At 65.4% G+C, this 19,669-nt stretch carries 17 protein-coding genes and 1 pseudogene; 7 read left to right on the top strand and 11 right to left on the bottom strand.

Annotation, left to right across the window (positions count from 1 at the left end; all coding sequences use genetic code 11):
* Positions 1 to 8 precede the first annotated feature (8 nt).
* Entirely contained in the window at positions 9 to 1,598 is a 1,590-nt protein-coding gene (locus ACVILL_RS03325) for a gamma-glutamyltransferase (RefSeq protein WP_456727841.1), read from the bottom strand.
* 104 nt (positions 1,599 to 1,702) lie between these two features.
* Between ACVILL_RS03325 and ACVILL_RS03320 the strand changes: the two genes are divergently transcribed.
* A complete protein-coding gene (locus ACVILL_RS03320; RefSeq protein WP_456727840.1) occupies positions 1,703 to 2,476 on the top strand; it encodes an enoyl-CoA hydratase-related protein in 774 nt (257 codons plus the stop codon).
* A 9-nt stretch (positions 2,477 to 2,485) separates the two neighbouring features.
* On the opposite strand, the gene ACVILL_RS03315 is transcribed toward ACVILL_RS03320, so the two are convergent.
* Entirely contained in the window at positions 2,486 to 3,499 is a 1,014-nt protein-coding gene (locus ACVILL_RS03315) for a zinc-dependent alcohol dehydrogenase family protein (protein ID WP_456727839.1), read from the bottom strand.
* A 213-nt stretch (positions 3,500 to 3,712) separates the two neighbouring features.
* Between ACVILL_RS03315 and ACVILL_RS03310 the strand changes: the two genes are divergently transcribed.
* A complete protein-coding gene (locus ACVILL_RS03310) occupies positions 3,713 to 4,582 on the top strand; it encodes a DUF2066 domain-containing protein (protein WP_456727838.1) in 870 nt (289 codons plus the stop codon).
* 29 nt (positions 4,583 to 4,611) lie between these two features.
* On the opposite strand, the gene ACVILL_RS03305 is transcribed toward ACVILL_RS03310, so the two are convergent.
* The 8 genes from ACVILL_RS03305 to ACVILL_RS03270 form a co-directional block, all read right to left on the bottom strand.
* Positions 4,612 to 5,565, bottom strand: a complete 954-nt coding sequence (locus ACVILL_RS03305) for a helix-turn-helix domain-containing protein (protein ID WP_456727837.1) — start codon at positions 5,563 to 5,565, stop codon at positions 4,612 to 4,614.
* 197 nt (positions 5,566 to 5,762) lie between these two features.
* Complete coding sequence (locus ACVILL_RS03300) at positions 5,763 to 6,044, bottom strand: hypothetical protein (protein WP_456727836.1); 282 nt, start codon at positions 6,042 to 6,044, stop codon at positions 5,763 to 5,765.
* A gap of 147 nt (positions 6,045 to 6,191) precedes the next feature.
* On the bottom strand, positions 6,192 to 6,704 hold the full coding sequence (locus ACVILL_RS03295) for a MarR family winged helix-turn-helix transcriptional regulator (protein ID WP_456727835.1): 513 nt from the start codon (positions 6,702 to 6,704) through the stop codon (positions 6,192 to 6,194).
* Positions 6,705 to 6,781: 77 nt separating this feature from the next.
* Positions 6,782 to 8,095: an MFS transporter gene (locus ACVILL_RS03290; protein ID WP_456727834.1), complete on the bottom strand. Its 1,314-nt coding sequence runs from the start codon at positions 8,093 to 8,095 to the stop codon at positions 6,782 to 6,784.
* A 37-nt stretch (positions 8,096 to 8,132) separates the two neighbouring features.
* On the bottom strand, positions 8,133 to 8,456 hold the full coding sequence (locus ACVILL_RS03285) for a non-heme iron oxygenase ferredoxin subunit (protein ID WP_456727833.1): 324 nt from the start codon (positions 8,454 to 8,456) through the stop codon (positions 8,133 to 8,135).
* Between the two features lie 8 nt (positions 8,457 to 8,464).
* Complete coding sequence (locus ACVILL_RS03280; protein ID WP_456727832.1) at positions 8,465 to 8,980, bottom strand: aromatic-ring-hydroxylating dioxygenase subunit beta; 516 nt, start codon at positions 8,978 to 8,980, stop codon at positions 8,465 to 8,467.
* Positions 8,980 to 10,353: an aromatic ring-hydroxylating oxygenase subunit alpha gene (locus ACVILL_RS03275; RefSeq protein ID WP_456727831.1), complete on the bottom strand. Its 1,374-nt coding sequence runs from the start codon at positions 10,351 to 10,353 to the stop codon at positions 8,980 to 8,982. The genes ACVILL_RS03280 and ACVILL_RS03275 overlap by 1 nt, the downstream gene beginning before the upstream one ends.
* A gap of 306 nt (positions 10,354 to 10,659) precedes the next feature.
* Positions 10,660 to 11,556, bottom strand: coding sequence for a LysR family transcriptional regulator (locus ACVILL_RS03270; protein ID WP_456727830.1), 897 nt, complete (start codon positions 11,554 to 11,556; stop codon positions 10,660 to 10,662).
* 108 nt (positions 11,557 to 11,664) lie between these two features.
* Here ACVILL_RS03270 and ACVILL_RS03265 point away from each other — a divergent pair, with 108 nt between their 5' ends.
* From ACVILL_RS03265 to ilvA, 5 genes and pseudogenes are all read left to right on the top strand, one after another.
* On the top strand, positions 11,665 to 13,284 hold the full coding sequence (locus ACVILL_RS03265; protein ID WP_456727829.1) for an FAD-dependent monooxygenase: 1,620 nt from the start codon (positions 11,665 to 11,667) through the stop codon (positions 13,282 to 13,284).
* Between the two features lie 11 nt (positions 13,285 to 13,295).
* Positions 13,296 to 14,087, top strand: coding sequence for an alpha/beta fold hydrolase (locus ACVILL_RS03260; protein WP_456727828.1), 792 nt, complete (start codon positions 13,296 to 13,298; stop codon positions 14,085 to 14,087).
* Between the two features lie 18 nt (positions 14,088 to 14,105).
* On the top strand, positions 14,106 to 15,518 hold the full coding sequence (locus ACVILL_RS03255) for an MFS transporter (RefSeq protein WP_456727827.1): 1,413 nt from the start codon (positions 14,106 to 14,108) through the stop codon (positions 15,516 to 15,518).
* Between the two features lie 4 nt (positions 15,519 to 15,522).
* A complete protein-coding gene (locus ACVILL_RS03250; RefSeq protein ID WP_456727826.1) occupies positions 15,523 to 16,728 on the top strand; it encodes a M24 family metallopeptidase in 1,206 nt (401 codons plus the stop codon).
* A 335-nt stretch (positions 16,729 to 17,063) separates the two neighbouring features.
* Positions 17,064 to 18,604: pseudogene (ilvA, locus tag ACVILL_RS03245) on the top strand (threonine ammonia-lyase, biosynthetic).
* Between the two features lie 34 nt (positions 18,605 to 18,638).
* On the opposite strand, the gene ACVILL_RS03240 reads toward ilvA, so the two are convergent.
* Complete coding sequence (locus tag ACVILL_RS03240) at positions 18,639 to 19,667, bottom strand: class II aldolase/adducin family protein (protein WP_456727825.1); 1,029 nt, start codon at positions 19,665 to 19,667, stop codon at positions 18,639 to 18,641.
* Positions 19,668 to 19,669 lie beyond the last annotated feature (2 nt).

Here is a 19,669-nt window from a genome sequence, read left to right as displayed (position 1 = left end):
TGATCGCCTCAGCCCTCCGCCACCGCATCGCTCCACGGATGAAACGGCTCGGTGGCGCCGCTGTTTGCCGTGCCTTCGCGCAGCACGATGCTGGGGCAGGCGAACTTCTTCGGCTGGGTCTGGATGCGTGCCTCCTCATAGTCGAAGCGGCCGCGCAGCGTGTCACGCACGGCTTGCGGCAGGCGGACATCGCCGATCACGACCGCGCCCTCGCTGGCGTCGATCCGCGGCTGATGGATCGCGGCGTCGAGATCCATGCCGAAATCCATCACGAAGGAGAGCAACTGCGATACCGCGGGCAGGATGCGGCGGCCGCCCGATGCGCCCGCGGCGAGACGTCGTCCATCGGCCGCCTCGGCCACCACAGGCGTGTAGTTGGTCAGGCAGCGCTTGCCCGGCGCCAGCGAGTTCGGATTGCCTTGCGCCGGATCGAACCACATGATGCCGTTGTTCATGGTGAGGCCAGTGTTCGGCGTCACGAATTTGGAGCCGAAGGTCGACAGCAGCGTCTGCGTCACTGCGGCCATGTTGCCGTCGCGATCGACCGCGGAGAAGTGCGTGGTGCAGCTTGGTGCGATCGCCTCCGCGCCGAGCGAACGGCGACCGTCGACGTCGCCCATGTCCTTCAGCCGCTCGCGATAGGCGGCCTGCAGCGTCTCGGCATAGGCGGCGTAGGCAACAGCATCCGGACCGCCCTGCGCCGGCGCGAGCGCCTTTTGCAACAGGCCGAGTGTGCGCGCCATGGTGGGACCGGCCGTCAGTTCCGGCGTCGCATAGACCGTGCCGCCGCGATAGGGAATTTTCAGCGGCTCGCGCAGATGGGCGCGGAACGCGGCGAGATCGCGCACCGACAGCGCGCCGCCGGCGGCCTGGATGTCGTCGGCGATGCTGCGCGCCAGATCGCCCTCGTAGAAATCGCGCGGACCGGCGGCGGCGAGTTGCGCCATCGCCGCCTTGAGCTTGTCCTGCGGCATGCGGACCACCGAACGGATGCCCCATTGCGCGTTCGGCGGCAGGCCATCCTGCAGATACGCCGCGGCGCTGGCGGAATAGCGCCTGAGATCGGCGGCGGAGCTTGCGATCATCGCGGTGGTCCACCAATCGACCAGCAGGCCTTCGCCCGCGAGCTTGACGCTCGGCGCCAGCAGGTCCTTCCACGGCATCTTTGCGTGGCGGCGATGCGCCTCTTCCATGCCGGCGACGACGCCGGGCACGGCGATCGAGCCCGGACCGTGCAAATTGCGGTCGTCCCTGACCCGTGCCCAGGGGAACAGGTCGGAGGCCGCGCCGCCGGTCAGCGGATAATCCTCGATGCGCAGGCCGTCCGGGGCGCGCATGCCGTAGTCGATCACCTCGACGCGGTTCTCGCGGGCGCGGTACAGCACCATGGCGCCGCCGCCGCCGGCGCCGCTCATCCAGGGCTCCACCACGCCAAGGGCAAAGGTCGTCGCAATCACGGCGTCGACACAATCGCCGCCCGCCGCCAATACCTCTGCGCCGACCTCGGCCGCCCTGCGCGACTGCGCGGCGACGATGCCGCCCTTGGCGCTGACGGCCGGCTTGCGGATCACTTGTGAGCTGGAGAACTGGTCGGACATGGCGTTGCTTTCGCTGTTCTTGTTGCGGGCGGGTTACGTTGGCGTAGCATGCCAAGCATGGCACTGTCAGTGCAACAACAAGAACCAATTTCAGGGAGCGGAAAATGAGCGGTGTGAAGCGCGAACGGGACGGCAAGGTCGGCATCCTGACGCTCAACGATCCCGCAAGCTTGAACGCGATGACGCCGGACCTGCTCGGCGATCTCGCGCGCGCCGTCGCCGAGATGAGCATCGATCCCGGCATCCGCGCGCTGGTCCTGACCGGGGAGGGACGCGGCTTCTGCTCGGGGCAGAATCTCAAGGCGTTCCAGTCGCTCGGCGATAATATCTACACCGGCGTGATGACGCATTACTGGCCGGCGATGCGGGCCTTGCGTGAATGCCGCGTGCCGGTCGTGGTCGCGGTCAACGGCGTTGCCGCGGGTGGCGGCTTCAGCCTCGCGATGTCCGGCGACATGATTTTGGCCGCGCGCTCGGCGAGCTTCATCCAGGTGTTCAGCCGGATCGGCCTGGTGCCCGATCTCGGCTCGACCTGGCTGCTGCCGCGGCTGGTCGGGCGCCAGCGCGCGCTCGACCTGATGCTGCTGAACGAGCCGCTGTCGGCCGAGCGGGCCAAGGAGTGGGGATTGGTGCGCGACGTGGTCGACGATGCAAGATTGCTCGACGAGGCGAAGACGCTCGCCGGCCGCCTCGCCGATGGCCCGACCCGCGCGCTGGTCGCGACCCGGCAGCTGCTCGAGGAGAGCGAGCACGCGAGCTATGCCGATCAGTTCCGCCGCGAGATCGAGTTGCAACAAGTGATCCGCGAGAGTGCCGACGCGAAGGAAGGCCGGCAGGCCTTCGTCGAGAAGCGCAAGGCGCAGTTCACGGGGCGCTAGGCATACATGTTAGCTGATCGCAATCGCGATCTTGCCGAAATGCGCACCGCTCGCCATGTGGGCGAACGCGTCCTTGACCTGGTCGAAGGCGAACACCTTGTCGATCACGGGCTTGACGCCGTGCATGCTGATGCCGTCGCACAGCGCCTGCAGATCCTCGATCGAGCCGACGGTGACGCCTTGCAGCCGCTGCTGCTGCATCACCATCAGCGGCAGCCTGCTGTCGGAGGAGGCCGGACCGGCGAGCACGCCGATGAAGGCGATGGTGCCGCCGATCCGGGTGGCGCGGATCGACTCGTTCAGCGTGCCGACGCCACCGACCTCGACGACGAGATCGACGCCGCGCCCGGTCACTTCGCGCGCCTTCTTGCCCCAGTCGGGCGTGGTCTTGTAGTTCAGCGTGACATCGGCGCCGAGCTGCTTGAGCCGCGCGATCTTGGCGTCGCTGGACGAGGTCGCGATGACGCGGGCACCGCACATCCTGGCGAATTGCAGCGCGAACAGCGAGACGCCGCCGGTGCCCTGGGTCAGCACCGTCTGTCCCGGCTTGATGTCGCCGAGCTTGACCACCGCGCTCCACGCCGTGAGGCCCGCGCATGGCAGCGCCGCGGCCTCGATGTCGCTGAGATGCTCGGGCGAGCGTACCAGCGCATGCGCGGGAAATATCCGGTACTCGGTCAGCACGCCGTCGACGCTGCCGCCGAGCGCCGCGCGCATCCGTGCCTCGCTCGGCTCGCCGCCGAGCCAGCTTTCGAAGAAGCTGCCGATCACGCGATCGCCGGCCGCGAAACCCTTGACCCCGGCGCCGACCGCCTCGACGACACCTGCGCCGTCGGAGACCGGCACCAGCGGAAATTTCTGGCGCGAGCCGTAGCCGCCCTTGACCGTGAGCAGGTCGCGATAGTTCAGCGTCGCCGCCTTCAGCCGCACCAGGACCTCGCCGGGGCCGGCTTGCGGAACCGGCTTGTCGACCAGCGCCAGCGCGTCGACGCCACCAGGGCCTTGCAACTCGTAGCATTTCACGGGACGTCTCCTGCTGGGTGTTCTTGTCTTGGGCCGCTTTTGGGCCGCGCTCCCGGCGCCGCCGCACATGCGCTGAGCATATGTCAGGCCTGCCGCGCGTGGCCAGAGCAGGCGGCACGGCCGACGGAATGGCGCCCATGCTTGAACGCGTTGGTACCGCCGACAAATACCGCCAATCTGTGCTGTCAATGAAGTGACCGAGCGGAGGTGACGATGGCTGCCTTGCTTGAGACGAAACGCAATCTGGTCGCCACGCGCGCACGCGGCGTGGTTCGTGTGCTGCTTGCCGCTGCATTGGTCAGTTGGGGTGGCGCGCTGGCGGCCGCCGACGACAGTCTTTACCGCGCGCAGACCGTCGTCACTGGCCAGGGCGAGCCGAACCGGATCGTCGGCTTCGGTGCATGTCTGGAGGACGTGCTGATCAAGGTTTCCGGTCAGCCGGCGCTGGCGAGCGACCGCCGGCTCGCCGCATACAAGTCGAAGGCCAAGGAGTTCGTCAGCAGCTTCGACTATCACGACCAGTACGCCGGCAAGCCGCATCATGACGAGCAGGGCACCCGCGACCGGCCCTACGACCTGACGGTGGCCTTCGACGACACGAAGATCGACGGCATTCTCGCCAAGCTCGGGCTCAAGCCGTGGCGATCGCAGCGGCCGGTGCTCGGCGTCTTCGCCGAGATGCAGCACGGTCCGAAGGACTACATCGTCACGTCGGACGGGACGCAATCGGACTTGCAGCGCGATGCGCTTGCGGCGGCGGCCGGCAAACGCGGCATGCGCTTCGTGCTGCCTGATGCGGCCGCCTTGACGAGCGCCAATGTCACCGCCGCCGGGCTCTTGAAGCAGCCGCGGGCGAGGCTGACGCCGATCGTCGCGCCACAGGGGGGTGAGGCTGTTCTGGTCGGACGGCTGGTCTGGGACGACAAGGATCTCGGCTGGGCCACGCAATGGCGGATGGCCTGGCATGGCAAGGACTACAAATGGCAGTTTCGCGGCGTCACCTTCGATGAAGCCTTCCGCCGCGGCGTCGGCGGCGCCGCGCAGGTGCTGTCCGACAATGGCGATCCGGGAGGCGCGAAATGAGCCTGCGCTCGCGCTGCGGCCGCGTCGTTCTAACCGGCGTAGCCGAGCGTCTGCGACGGGTATTCCCCGAACATCGCGCGGTAATATTGCGAGAAGCGCCCGAGCTCGATGAAGCCCTGTTCGAGCGCAACTTTGGAGACCGTGGTCTGGTCCGGCGTGCTCGCGCGCAGGATCGAGCGGACCGTGCAGAGCCGCTTGTAGCGCAGGAACGTCACCGGGCCGATGCCGAACACCTCGTGGAAGGCGCGGTGCAGGCTGCGGCGCGAGAGCCGGAGCTCGGCGCAGATTTCCGAGACATGGACCGGACGGGTGCCGGCGACGTGCAGATAGTCCTCGACGTGGCCCACCAGCTTCATCGCCGACGGCAGATAGCTGCTTTCGTCGGGCGGCAGCGCCGTGATGACCGTCCCCCTCACGCAGTCGATGATCGCGCGTTTCCAGAATTCAGCCGACGCGTTCGACAACGCGTCGGGATACTGCGCCAGATGCGAGATGATCTGCGGCAGCCTGTCCGCGCCGCTCATGCCGATGGCGGGGTCGGCGCGAAAGTGGTTCTTCGCTTGCCAGGTTTCGGCATCGGCGAGCCGCGGGTCGCCGCCGAATATGTCAGGCAGGTCGGCGAGGTCGAACCGGATGGCCGCGTAGGACGAGGCCTTGTGAAAGACGCCGTCATGCTCAACCGACGGAGGAATCACCAGCACGTCGGCCCGCTGCATGTCGAATGCCCAATGCGTGACGCGGTCCGTCGCATTGAGCAGCATTCCGATGATCAGCTTGTCGTCTGCCGAGGTGCGCTGGGTGCGGACCCCGACATTGAACGCACCGATACTGAGCGAAAAATCGCCGATTCCGACATGAGACAATGTGCCGCGCAGCCTGCCGCGCTCAAGCTGCATGACTTCGACATGCGATCCCTTGACGGCCTCGTGGAGTCCCTCGAAGCCGTCAAGCTCGCCGGTGCTGACCGTCAGGTGCTGGCCCATATCCACGCTCACAACTGTAGCGTGATTGGTTCGGTGAGGCCAAGTGCTTTAGGTCAATTCGCAGTACGCCCTGCGACAAATATGTGGGTTGATTTGTTCGCGTGGCGACATCGTCGCCGACGCGCGGATGGCGACGGACGAGAAAGGGAAGCAGGGCTGACGGATCAACGCCGCCGACGAGCCCGCACCGCCGGTGGTCAGGCTGCCATCAGTTGCTGAAGCGCAACAGCCTGCTCGCGGGTCTGGAATGCGATCGCGGTGTGCGTGAAGCCCGACGCGGCCTGGGTCTGCGCGATGTGGTTGAGGACATCGTTGCCCTTGACCACGTGAAGATCCATTCCAGGGCCGGCCGGGAAGATGCCGAGCACGACATCGTAGGCCTCGACGATCGCCTTCAGGGCGCCGCCCTTGTCTTCCGACGCGTCGATGAAGATACGAACATCCGCGGCGATACTACGAAGTTCGTCAAAGTCGATCACTGGAAGTCTCCCATACGCAACGCACTGATCGATCCTAGCTGCAACTTGCTTACTGAAACATAAATTACGCCCGGTTCCGTCATGCACTCACCGCACCGTGACTCGGATGTCGATCCGCGCGATCGTCGCTTTGCCGGCCTGCTGCGCTCAGGCGCCGGTCGGCGATCTCCGCTTCGCGATGCGCTTGACCGGCGCATGGGCCGGCGCGGCATTGCCGGACGGGTCGGCCATGTGGGGAATACGCTGCTCAATGTGATCAACGACACGGAAGAAGGTGTCCAGCGCCCTGGCGTCGAGGCCGGCGGTGAGGTTGCTGTGCCGGCGCAGGATTTCGTCCAGGCTGCGGTCGAGCAGCGCCACGCCCTGGGCGGTCAGCCGGATCTCGCTCCGGTTCCGGGCGCTGCCGCGGACCGGGGTCAATTCGATCAGTCCCTTCTTCTTCAGCGACGTCGTCTCGCGGCTGACGACGGCTTTGTCGAGCTGCGCGTTGGTCCAGATGTCGTAGGCGCTGGCGGGCTCATGCTCCCTGAGGAAGGACAATACCCGCCATTCGGCGAGCGACACGCCATAGGCCTGCGGGAAGAACGCGTTGGCGTTCGCGCGCAATTTCGCGACCAGGCTCGAGAGCACCGTCGGCACGTAGCGCTCGAAATCGATCACCAGTTCGGAGCGCGCGTCCTCTTGCGGGGCGCGGCGCGGGTCGGGGGCCTTGGTGCGGCCTGGTGCAGTCCGGCTTTTCATTCTTTCACGAGTTGAGAGCGGGCGATCAAGACCAGCACCGCCGCGAGGAGGAGAACGCCTGTTACCACGAGGAATCCGATGGTAAAACTGCCCGAGGCGTCCTTGGCGCGTCCGATCACGATCGGGATCGTCGCGCCGCCGATGCTGCCGATCATGCCGACCAGGCCGATCGCGCCCGGCGCGCTCTGCCGCGACATGTAGGACTGGGGGATGGTCCAGAACACGGCCTGCGTTCCATAGACACCGACATTGGCGACCATGAATCCGATGATGATCCAGACTGGTGACGTCGAAAAGGCCGCGATCGCAAAGCCCGCGGCGGCGATCACGAACGTCGTGGCCGCGTAGTAGAAGCGCTCACCGACATGATCGGAGTGCCGCGACAATGCAATCATGCCGATCAGGCCGGCGATCGGCGGGATCGCGGTCACGAAGCCGACCTGCGAGTTCGGCAGGCCGAACGACTTGATGATCTGCGGCAGCCAGGGGAACAGCGACGCCAGCCCGCAGAACAGGCCGAAATTGCACAGGCCGAACAGCAGCACCATCGGCTTGGTGATGGTCCTGAGCACGCCTTCGGCATGCACCACCCCGGTCGCCTTGGCGTCACGCTCCAGCGCGCCGATCAGCCAGTTGCGCTGCGCCGTCGACAGCCAGGTTGCCTGCTGCGGGCGGTCGGTCAGATAGAAGATGCCGACGATCCCGAGAATAACGGGCGGCAGGCCTTCGAGGATGAACAGCCATTTCCAGCCCGCAATCCCGAACAGCCCGTTCAGCTCGAGGATCGCGCCGGAGATCAGCGAGGCGAAGATATAGGAGATCGGCACCGCATAGTTGAACATCGCGTTGTAGCGGGCGCGATAGCGGAACGGAAACCAGAGGCTCAGCAGCAGCATCACCCCGGGAAACAGGCCGGACTCGGCAAACCCGAGGAAGCCGCGGAATGCATAGAGACTCAGCGGGCCCTGGGTGAATGCCATCAGCATCGTGGCGATGCCCCACAGGATCGCGATCCGCGTCAGCGTGATCCGCGCGCCGTACTTGCCGAGGATCAGATTGCTCGGGATCTCGAAGATGGCATAGGTGAAGTACATGATCCCGACCGCGATGCCGAACATCTCGGCACTGAGCCCGAGCTCCTTGTTCATCTGCAGTGCGGCAAAGGAGATGTTTCCGCGGTCGAGAATGGCGAGGAAGTACATCGCCATCACGAACCACATCAGGCGCAGCGCGACCTTGCGGATTGTGGTGCGTTCGATCTCCGGATCGGCGGTCGTTATCGCCGCCTTGTCGATCACGACTTCGGTCATCCCTGTTTCCCCCGGTTCTTGATTTTTGATCGCTGCCTCATGCGGGCAGGCAGACTTCCAGCCGGTCGCCTGTCACCCGGACGGGATAGGTCTGGATGTCGATCTCGACCGGACTGGTCAGCGCCTCGCCGGTCCGGATATCGAAGCGGCCCATATGCAGCGGGCATTCGATCTCGCAGCCCTCCAGCATGCCGTCGGACAACAGCGCTTCCGCATGCGTGCAGATGTTGCTCGTGGCGTAGTACTCATCGCCGACCCGATAGAGCGCGATGTGATGACGGCCGATTTCGATGCCGTACGGCTCGCCTTCGTTCAGTGCGCTCAGTGCGGCAGCTTCGTGCCAGGTTCCTTGATCCGCCATGCGTCCTCTCAAATGCTGTAGAAATCGAGCACGGTCGGGATGCGGTCATTGACCAGCGTGATGACCTTGCGCGCGATCTTCCAGGTGCCGCCCTCACGCCTCAGCGTGTGCTGATAGCGCCCGTGGCGCAGATGCTCCTTCGCCACGCGCGGGTCGTAGACATGGACCGAGAACACCGAGTGGCAGGTGATCTGGTCAGGTCCGGTTTCGGACGCCTCCAGGTTCGAGACCTGGTGCACGGTGCGCGGCAGCGGCAGCGCGGTGATCGATTTGCGCGACTCGATGCGCGCGATCCGCTCTTCCAGCCCGCGCCGCGCATCGTGGTAGAGCAGCGAGACCTGCGTATCGGGATCGCTGGTGGTGGTGTACTCGTCGAGCCATGCCGGCACCCAGTAGACGGCATCCTCGCAATACATCGCGACCCAGTCGGCCCACTCGCCGGTGTCGAGCAGGCGGGCCTCGCGGAAGATGGTCGCGGCTGCGACCGGGTGGGCATCCGTTTGCTTGATTGCGCCGTCAGCCATCACGCCGTCTCCCCCGCGGCGTGCTGCAACAACCTGCGCCACTCGCGATATCCGGGGTGGAAATTGGTCTCGCCGCCGAAGCTGGTGGGGCCGAACGACCATTCGGATGCGGTGATGCCGAGCTCGCGCGTATGCGTGCTCTCGCCGTGGCCGACATCCGCGACGCCTCGCAGATAGCCTTGCGTCGGCGCGGCGGTGGTCGCCTCGTAGCCGGTCTGGCAGAATTCATACATGACGTTGTCGTCGGAGCTCGCGAGTCCGGAGGCGTTGAAGAAGTCTTCGTAGTTGCGGATCCGAAGCGTGCGCGCCGCGGCGCTTTCGCCGACCGGCGCCAGGCAATGCGACACCATCTCGGTCCTGTCCGGCGCCAGCGGCCGCCAGGTCCGGACCTGCGCCGACAGGATGTCGATGACCTGCAGGTTAGGAAAAATCGTGAGGTTGCGCTGGCGGAGCATCCATTTGGCGCGGGTGCCGCCGACGCGCTGCCGCACCGCGTCAAGACGTGCGGGATCCATGCCGAGCGGCCGGCCATAGAGCTGCGTGCGCTTGATCGACCAGTTGACGGCATGGCCGTAATCGAAGCTGAAGCTGCCTTGCCCTTCCTGCTCGCCCTCCGGCTCCGCAGTGAATCCGGCGTCCGCACCGGCGGTGGCATTGCGCTTCTTCAGGATGTCGACATAGGAGCTGTGGGTGGTCGCGAAATGGTAGTAGTCGAGGCCGTTCTCGAACTGCAGCTTCCAGTTTGCGTCGAACGTGTAGGTGCTGGCGCCCGGCACGAACTCGACTTCACCGCTGTCGCTCTGATCGATGATGAGGTCGAGGAAGGCGCGGGTGTCGCCGAGGAAATCTTCCAGCGGCGGAACGTCGGCGGAAAGGCTCGCGAACAGGAATCCGCGATACGAGCCGAGCCGCGCGACCGGGAGCAGGTCGTGATTCTGGTTCGAGAAGGACGGCGGATACTGCCCGCTCGCTTCCTCCGTCACCGAGATGTTGCGTCCGCTCGAATCGTAGGCCCAGCCGTGATAGCGGCAGACATGGAATTTCTGCCGGCCGTGCTTGAACGGGCAGACGATCGTGCCGCGATGCCGGCAGGTGTTGAGGAATGCGCCGACCTTGCCGTCGGCACTCCGCATCACCAGGATCGGATGCCGGCCGATATGGGTGGTGACGAAGTCGTTCGGCCGGGCGACCTGGGATTCCAGGCCGATGAAATTCCAGGTGGCCTCGAAAATATGCCGCAGCTCGGCGTCGAACACGTCGGGATCGGTGAAGATCCGGCGATCGACCTCGAAGATGCGTTCGGCGGGGCGATCGTCAACCAGCCGGGAAATCTCCCGCAGCCGTGCCGCGTGGTTCTTCGAAGCAGCGTTCATGGCATCCTCCCTTCGATTAACCGCCGGCCGTGCACGACGCGGGGCAAGCCCCGAGGTCGCCCGCACCGCCATTGCAGTCTCACGGCTCTCGTCGTTCCACGGCGAGACCAGCCGGCTTGATCGCCAATCTTGGAATGACTCTATAGTTGGCATGACAACTATGGTCAAGACGGTTGGCCGACCGGAATGCCGGGGCATGGACGCAGTGCAGCCGGGCCGACCGTCTGTAACGGGCGACCGGAATGCAGCAAATGTGACGCGCGCATGCGGCCACTGCGCGGACGCAGCAGTCGTGGCGGTCAGTGTTCAGGTTTTGCGCGCCGGCGCGGTCAGGATGATTCCCTCATCCATCAAGGCGCGGCAGATCTTCTTCAACGCGGTGATCGCCTCGCGCGTTGCCCGGCTCACCGGCCGGCCGCGCGGCAGCGCCAGCACGCGCTCGGCGCGCATCCACGGCAACAACGCCGCCGAGAGCGCGCCGGCCGCCACTTCCTGGTGAATGCCGGAGAAGGGCAGCAAGGCATAGCCGAGGCCCGAGGCCACCATGCGCTTCATCGGCGTGCTGTTGTCGACCCGCACCGCACAGAGCATCGTCGACGGGAACGGGCTGCGGCTGAGCGGGGCCACGGCGGAGGGCAACGCGTCGAACTCCTTGCGGGTCAGCCTGCCACGCGTCAGCAGCGGATCGCGCGGCGGGCCGATCAGGAATACCTGTTCGACCATGAGCAGTTCATAGTCGAGGTGATCGTTGGGCGACGGTGTCGTCACGATCGCCAGATCGAGCTCACCCCGCAACAGCCGTTCGGACGCGCTCTCCGTCAGGCCCTCGCTCAACTCGAGCCGAACGCGCGGAAATTGCCTCACGAATGTCTGGGCAAGCGGCGGGTAGAGGATATCGCCGAGGCTCGGCGGCGCGCCGATCCGTACCGTGCCGCTGGGCTCGCGGTTCTCCGTGCGCACCTCGGCCTTGATGTCGTCGATCGTCCCGAGCAGCCAGCGTCCTCGCGCGAGCAGCACCTTGCCGGATTCCGTAACCGAGACGCCGCGCGCGCCGCGCTCGAGCAAGGCGCCGCCGAGTTCTTCCTCGAGTTCCTTGACGTGCCGGCTGAGCGCCGACTGGGCGACATTCAGCGTGCTCGCGGCGGCGGCGAAACCGCCACGCTCGGCGACGGCGACGAAATAGCGGATCTGCCGCAGGTCCATGATCGGCCTCCATCTCAAATCGAGATGGAAACCATATCAAACATATTCTTGTGAGATATCAAAAAGAGCGCAGTCTCCTCGCAACGGTCAAATGGAGGAGAGACGAGGATGGGCATCGCCACCGATGAGGCACGCCGGACGTCCGTATTCATCGCCGGCGGCGGGCCGGTCGGGCTTGCGATGTCGCTGCTGCTCGATCGCTTCGGCATCGACTGCGTGGTGGTCGAGAAGAGCCCGACGACGACAGATCATCCGAAATCGCGCGGCTGCTGGGTCCGCACCATGGAGATCTTCCGCCAGTGGGGCATCGAGCAGGCGATCCGCAACCGCGGCCTGCAGGACAATTCCGACATGTTCGTGTTCCTCGACAGCATCGCGGGACAGGAGTTCGGCCGCACCCGTCCCGAGCCGAATGTCGGTCATACGCCCGCCTGGAAGAGCCTGGTCGCCCAGGACGCCGTCGAGGAGGAAATCCTGCGGGTGGTCGAGAAGTCCAAGCACGCCACGGTGCTGTTCAACACGTCCTGTGAATCGTTCGAGGAGACCAACAGCGGCGTCAAGGTCACGACACGGTGCGAAAAGACCGGCGAGGTGACCCATTGGACGGCGACTTACCTGATCGCCGCCGATGGTGCAGGCAGCCAGACGCGGCGCAGCGCCGGGATCGAGATGGTCGGGCCCTCGACGCTGGCGGTGATGTCGAACGAGTATTGGCGTGCCGATCTGTCGCGGCTGCCGATCGCGCGCGAGGCCGCAGGCTTCATCATCGTCCCGGACAGGCCCGACCTGCCGCGCGCCGGCATCCTGAACACCAATGGCCGCGATCGCTGGCTGACGGTGACGCAAATCGGCCTGACCAAGGACGATCGCGAGCGGCCGTGGACCGACCAGGAGTTCATCGAGATCGCGTGCGGCCATGTCGGCATTCCCGATCTCGATGTCACTCTTTTGAACCGCTCGATCTGGCGCGTCAGCATGCAGGTGGCCGAGACCTTTCGAAAGGGCCGGGTGTTTCTGGTCGGCGACTGCGCACACCGCTTTCCGCCGACCGGCGGCTTCGGCCTGAACTCCGGCGTTCAGGACGCGCATAACCTCGCGTGGAAGCTGGCATTCGTGCTGAAGGGCTTTGCGGACGAAAAGCTGCTCGACAGCTATTCCAGCGAGCGACGTCCGATCGCGCAATCCAATGCCAATTTCAGCTACGGCAATCGGCTGAGATTCGGGCTGACCGACGACGCCGTGCGATCGCGCAATCCGGACCGGATCAGGTTCTGGATCAACGACATGGACAATCACCTGCACAGCATCGGGCAGAACCTCGGTCACAATTACGAGGAGGGCGCGGTGATCCCCGATGGCACCGTCGCGAAGGCGTTGAACTCCCGTTACTACACGCCGACGGATCGTCCCGGCGCGCGATTTCCGCACATGTGGCTCGAGCCCTCGCGCAAGAAGTCGACACTCGACTGGTTCGACAAGCAGTTCACCGTCGTCACCGGTCCGCTCGGCAGCGAATGGCTGGAGGCGGGACGGCAGGTCTCCGAGAAAACCGCCCTGCCACTGTCGCTGAAGCAGTTGCCGTCGGCGGATCCGGCAGACGGCTTTCAACTCGGCATGCGCGGCGCCGTGCTGGTGCGCCCCGACGGGCATGTGGCGTGGCGGATGCCGTGGCTGCCGTCGGATCCGGCGAAGGAACTGGCCGGCGCGCTTTCAACGCTGCTGCATTAGCGGGGACACCGATGCAATCGTTCGAATTCAACGGCGTCGTCACGGCGTTTGAGAAAACCGGGCGCGGCGAGCCGATCGTGCTGCTGCATGGCGGCGAGGCTGATCATGCGATGTTCGACGGCCTTGCGCCTGTCCTTGCGGCGAACTTCACGGTGATCGCCTATGACCAGCGCGACTCCGGTGCCACCCGAAACCCTCCGTCGTCCTATTCGCTGGCCGATTTGGCCGACGACGCCGCGGCCTTGATCGGAGGGCTCGGTTACGATCGTGCCCATGTCTTCGGAACCTCGCTGGGTGGGCAGATCGCGCAGGTGCTGGCGGCCCGTCATCCCGATCGCATCGACCGCCTGATCCTGAGCAGCACCTGGAAGGTCAACAGAAGCCCGCTCGACGTCAATGCGGATGTCTTTCGCAAGCTCGCTTCCTGGCGCGCGGACACCATCGCCAACGCATCGAAGATTGCCGAGTTCTTCTTCCCGCCGGCTTATCTGCGGGCGCGACCCGAACTGATCGAGATCTTCCGCGGCTCCAGCCGCGACGAGGGACAGAAGGCGCGCCGTGGCGCCTTGCTTGCGCAGCATGTCGCCGCCGATCTGACCGGCTTTGATCGCCCGACGCTCTTGCTGGCGGGCGGTGATGACCGGCTGATCCCGAATGCGGAAACATTTGCGCTCGCCCGCCATCTTGCGCGCGTCGAGACCAGGACCGTCGCAGGCGTCGGCCATGTCGCGTCGATCCAGGCCCCCGAGCGGGTGGCGGAGGCGGTGACGGCATTTCTGAATTCAAACAAGAAGGCGGCTTGACAACACCAGGGGGAGACCATGGCGGAGCAAACGAGCGCAGTGCCGTTCGACGAAGCGCCGGTAACGACGCGCTATTGGCTATCGATCATCATCTTCGCCGTCACCGGCGTGGTCGATTTCTTCGATTTCTTCGTGGTCGGATTCCTGGTCTCGGTGCTGGCGCCGAAATGGCACCTGACGTTTGGGCAAACCTCGATGATGCTGATGAGCGCCGGGATCGGCGCGATGCTCGGGGCGTTCGTTGCGGGGATCCTCGCCGATCGTTTCGGGCGCAAGCCGCTGGCGATATCAGGCGTTCTGCTCTGCGGCCTGACCTCGGGCGCGATCGCGTTCATTCCGGAAGACGGCTGGGTGGCGTTTGCGATCCTGCGCTTCTTCGTCGGCTTCGGCCTTGCCGCTGGCGCTGCGGCGGCGGTTCCGGCGATCGTCGAGTTTGCTCCCACCCGTCACCGCACCCTGGTCACGAGCCTCGTGGTCGTACCGGTCGCCTTTGGCGTGCTGTCGGCGTCGGTGACGGCGAGCTTCCTGCTGCCGCTGGTCGGCTGGCGCGGATTGGCTGCGGTCGGCTTCCTGCCGATCCTTCTCGGGATTCTGACCATGATCATCATGCCGGAATCGCCGCGCTGGCTCATCAGCAAGGGCCGCGTCCGTGAGGCGCAGGCGAACATCCGGAAACTCTATCGGGTCGGCGGCGATGAGTTTGCGCTACCCACACCGCCGCCCGCGAATTCAGCAACGTTTGCCGATCTGTTTGCCGAGCAGCGACGCTTCTGGCTGACGGTGCTGATCTGGTTCGGCGCCAGCACGGCGAATTACGGCGTGTTCCTGTGGGGGCCGACGATCGTCGCCCTGCTGCTCGGCGTCGCGCCCCAGGAGGCGGCGAAGATGTTCATCTATGTCAGCTTCGCCGGCGTCCTCGGCCGGACCGGCTTCGCCTTCCTCGCCCATCGGATCGGCCGCAAGCCGTGCGGCCAGTTGATGGGCTATGGCACAGCGGTTTCGCTGGCGCTGGCCGCGTATTTTCACAATGACTTCGCCGGCTCGGTGCCGCTGTTCCTGGTCTTCCTGATCGTCGGCGCCGTGTTCTTCGATGGTGGATTTTCGAACATCGGACCCTATCCGGCGGAAATCTTCCCTGTTCAGCTCTCGGGACGCGCAGTCGGCCTTGCCCAGCTCTCGAATGGGATCGGCAAGATCGTAGGTCCCCTATGTCTCGCATTGATCGCCGGTGCGGATAATCTCGTGCATCCAAGTGCGACCGCCGCGGCGGTGATGCCGGCGTTCTGCTTCCTTGCCGGCGCAGGCCTCCTGATCGGGCTCGCCTTCACGTTCCTTGGCGTCGAGCCGCACGGACGCCCGGTGGCGCTGTTTGGCGACAACGCAAGCGCGAGCGCCACATCGAAGTCGCTGGCGGCGAAAACGGCCACTTGAGAAGATGAAAGGTCACACCATGGACAATGCGTTCGACACGATCGCAACGGCGGCACCGTTCGATACGGCGAAGCTCGATCGGCTGATGGACGAGGCGGGGCTCGATATCCTGATCGCCACCTCGCGTCACAATGTGCAGTATTTGCTCGGCGGATACCGCTTCTTCTTTTTCGACGTCATGGAGGCGATCGGCACCAGCCGCTATCTGCCCGTCTTCGTCTATCACAAAGGGCACCCGGAGAATTCCGTCTATATCGGCAACCGCATGGAAAAGTTCGAGCAGGAACTCGGACGGATCTGGACACCGATGGTCAAGGTGGAGACGTGGGGAACGATCGATGCGATCGGCCTTGCGATCGACCATGTGCGAAAGCTCGGGGGCGCAGCCGGGCGTGTCGGCATCGAGGCCGGCTTCCTGCCCGCCGACGCCAGGGATCATTTGCTTGCCGGCCTTGCGAATGCCGAGTTCCGCGAAGCCCATTTCACGCTTGAGCGCCTTCGTGCGGTGAAATCTCCCGCCGAACTCGATCTCATCAGGGAAGCCTCCGAGCGCGTCGTCGATGCGATGATGGCGACGTTCAGGGTCTGCGCGCCCGGCATGACCAAGAACGATGTCGTCGCCCGTCTGCGCCGTGAGGAGCAGGAGCGAGACCTTGTCTTCGAATATTGCCTGATCGCCGCCGGCAAGAGCCATAACCGCGCGCCGTCGAACCAGCGTCTTGCGGCAGGTGACGTGATTTCGATCGATTCCGGCGGAAACTACCGGGGCTATATCGGCGACCTCAGCCGCATGGGTATCCTGGGAAAGCCCGACAGTGAGCTGCAGGAGCTGCTGCAACAGGTCGAGGACATCCAGCAGGTGGCGCGGCGCGCGATCCGGCCGGGCGCCATGGGTGGCGATATCATTGCGGCGGGCGAGGCTGCGGTCAAATCCTCGCCACGCCGTGCCGTGCTCGACTTCACCGCGCACGGCATCGGGCTCGTCAGCCACGAGGCGCCGCGCCTGACCGCAACTGGCCCGGTGCCTTATGCGCCGTATGACGCCGACCGGCCGCTCGAGCGCGGAATGGTGATCTCGATCGAAACCGCGCTGCTGCATCCGGCGCGCGGCTACATCAAGCTCGAGGATACATTGATCGTCACAGAAGCGGGCTGGGAAGCGCCTGGTGACCATGGCCGGGAATGGAATTCATCGCGTCTCATGGCGTGAACCGGTCAACGCCAGGGCGGCATTTTTGGATGGGGCACCGATTGAGCTGCGGCGCTGGAGGCGCCCTTCGGTCGATTTCGGAATATTAGAAATATATCCCTGATTTGCCCGACGTGTCAAGCTGCCCTGTCGCCGCCGGCTCCTTTGCATGGGGTTGTTTTCGATATTTCGGCAGCGCCCGCCTGCCGGCGGTCTTTGCTTCACTCGCGCCTCCGGTCATGCGATGCTTCGAACTGGTTGCAGCGGCGGTTCCGTGCTGTCTGCTCGCCAGGTCGGCGCCGACGATGGGCAGGTGCAACCGATAAGGATTGCCTCCCATCGACAGAAGCGACCCGATGACCGCCAACGCACTCCGCGACTACGCCCAGAGTATCCTGACCGCCCGCGTCTACGACGTGGCGGTCGAGACGCCGCTCGACCCGATGCCGCGGCTCTCGGAGCGACTGTCGCGATCCGTGTTGCTGAAGCGGGAGGATTTTCAGCCGATCTTCTCGTTCAAGCTTCGCGGCGCCTACAACAAGATCGTCAGGCTGCCGGAGGCGCAGCGCAGGCTGGGCGTCATCTGCGCGTCGGCGGCAATCACGCGCAGGGCGTGGCGCTGTCGGCGCGCAAGCTCGGCATTCCCGCAACGATCGTGATGCCGCGGACGACGCCCGCCATCAAGGTCGAAGCCGTGCGGCGGCTGGGCGGCGACGTTGTCCTGCATGGCGATGCGTTCGACGAGGCGCAAACCAAGGCGAGAGAGATCGAGGCCGCGCGCGGCCTGACCTTCGTGCATCCGTTCGACGACCCCGATGTGATCGCCGGCCAGGGCACGGTCGGGATGGAAATCCTGCGCCAGCATCCCGATCCGATCGAGGCAATCTTCGTGCCGATCGGCGGCGGCGGACTGGCGGCCGGCGTGGCCGCATTCGTGAAATTCCTCAACCCCTCGATCAAGGTGGTCGGCGTGGAGCCGGCAGATGCTGCGTCGATGGCGGCCGCGCTTGCCAAGGGGAACGTTGTCGCGCTGGATCAGGTCGGCCTGTTCGCCGACGGCGTCGCTGTCCGCAAGGTCGGAACCGAGACGTTCCGTCTTTGCCGCGACCTGCTCGACGAGGTCGTCACCGTGGATACCGACGCGATGTGCGCGGCGATCAAGGATATCTTCGATGACGTGCGATCGGTTGCCGAGCCTTCGGGGGCATTGGCGCTCGCAGGGCTGAAAGCCTATGCCGAGCGAGGCGCCCTGAGCGACGGAAGCCTGATTGCCGTCAACAGCGGCGCCAATCTGAATTTCGACCGGCTGCGTACCATTGCCGATCGTGCCGAGGTCGGTGAACATCGCGAGGCGCTGTTGGCCGTGACCGTGCCGGAGAAGCCGGGCAGCTACCGGCACTTCATCCGCATCCTCGGATCGCGCGCGATCACGGAGTTCAACTACCGCTTTGCCGAGACCACTGCACCGGCGCAGCTCTTCGTCGGCATCGCGCTGAGCCGCGGGGAGGCCGAGAAGCGCGAAGTCATGGAACTGCTGCGGCGCGAGGGCTATCCGATCCTGGATCTGAGCGACAACGAGATGGCCAAAGACCATGTGCGCTACATGGTCGGCGGTCGCGCGCCGCTGCTCAAGGATGAACTGATCTACCGCTTCGAGTTTCCGGAGCGTCCCGGCGCGTTGCTGATGTTCCTCGAGAGCCTCGCGCCCGACTGGAACATCTCGCTGTTCCACTACCGCAATCACGGCGCCGACTACGGACGCATCCTGGCCGGCATCGAGGTCAAGCCGCAGGAGCGCGCCCGGTTCGTTCAGGCGCTGGATGCGCTCGGCTATCCCTACTGGAACGAGAGCGAGAATCCGGCCTATCGGCTGTTCCTCTCCGCCGAGCAGGGATGACGCCGCTGGTGAAGACCGTTCGATCCGGGGTGGATCAGCGATCGGCGGTCAGTTGCCGGCGATAGCGCTCGGCGTCCCAGTTCAGCAGCGCGTGCTCATTCTCTGCCGTCAGATAGTTGACCCGCGCGGTCAGAGGCAGGCGGCAGGTGACCAGTGCAAGACAGCTCAGCATGGCTTCCGCGCCGTCGCTGGCATCTTCGCGGATCAGGCTGCCGACATCCGGGACGAGAAGCGCAACCGGCGGCGGCAGGCCGTTCGCGATGGTCTGCGCGGTCATGACGTTCAGGCTCTCGTGATGCTCGAGGACCGGCAGGCCCGGGCCAAGAAAGACGACATGATCAGGATACAGCGAGCCGCTGGTCGCGATCGCGCGGCTGTAGCGGTCGGTGGCGACGTCGTGGGCGCGCGGATCTCGCGGCAGGCGATAATTCGTGCCGGCGCAGATCGTCCGGAGCGCATCATGATCCGCAGCCGGCGCGCCACGCCGCTCCAGCGCGAGGCGTTGCTCGACCTCGGCGACCAGAGCCTCCGCCGCGTCGCAGGTGGCGGCGCCGACCACCAGGCCGTGATTGCCGAGGATCAGGAGGTCGACCGCATCCGGCGCGATCGCCTCGCTGACCGCGCGCGCCAGCGGCAGCCCGGGGTGGTGATAGTCGAGGTAACGCCAGGCCAGTCCGTCCAAGCGCCGGGCAAACTCGTCGCGGGCGTCGGTTCGCACCGCCCATGCGATGGTGTTGACGGAATGGACGTGCAGCACGATCCGATGCGGCATCAGCGCATGCAGCGAGGTCTCGATCGAAGCGCGCAGCGTCGTTCCGGCGTCCGGCGCGAGCGGCACGCGCTCGTCGCCCTGGGTCAGCGCCGCGCGAGCGGCCGACAGTGCGACCGGGACGAAGATCTCCTTGTCCTCGGCGTCGGCGAGCCAGGTGCCCGACGCCTTCACCCACAGCACGTCGCCATCCTTGACCGACGAATTGCCGCCGGCGCCCTGCACCAGCAGGATATTCCTGCCGACGCGTGCCGACATGCGGCGCAGTTCGTTCAGTGTTTGAGGTGGTCGCATCG

The organism is Bradyrhizobium sp. USDA 3364 (genome assembly GCF_054056355.1).
The sequence above is the reverse complement of the archived record's forward strand: the minus strand, read 5'-3'. Positions and strand labels throughout refer to the sequence as shown.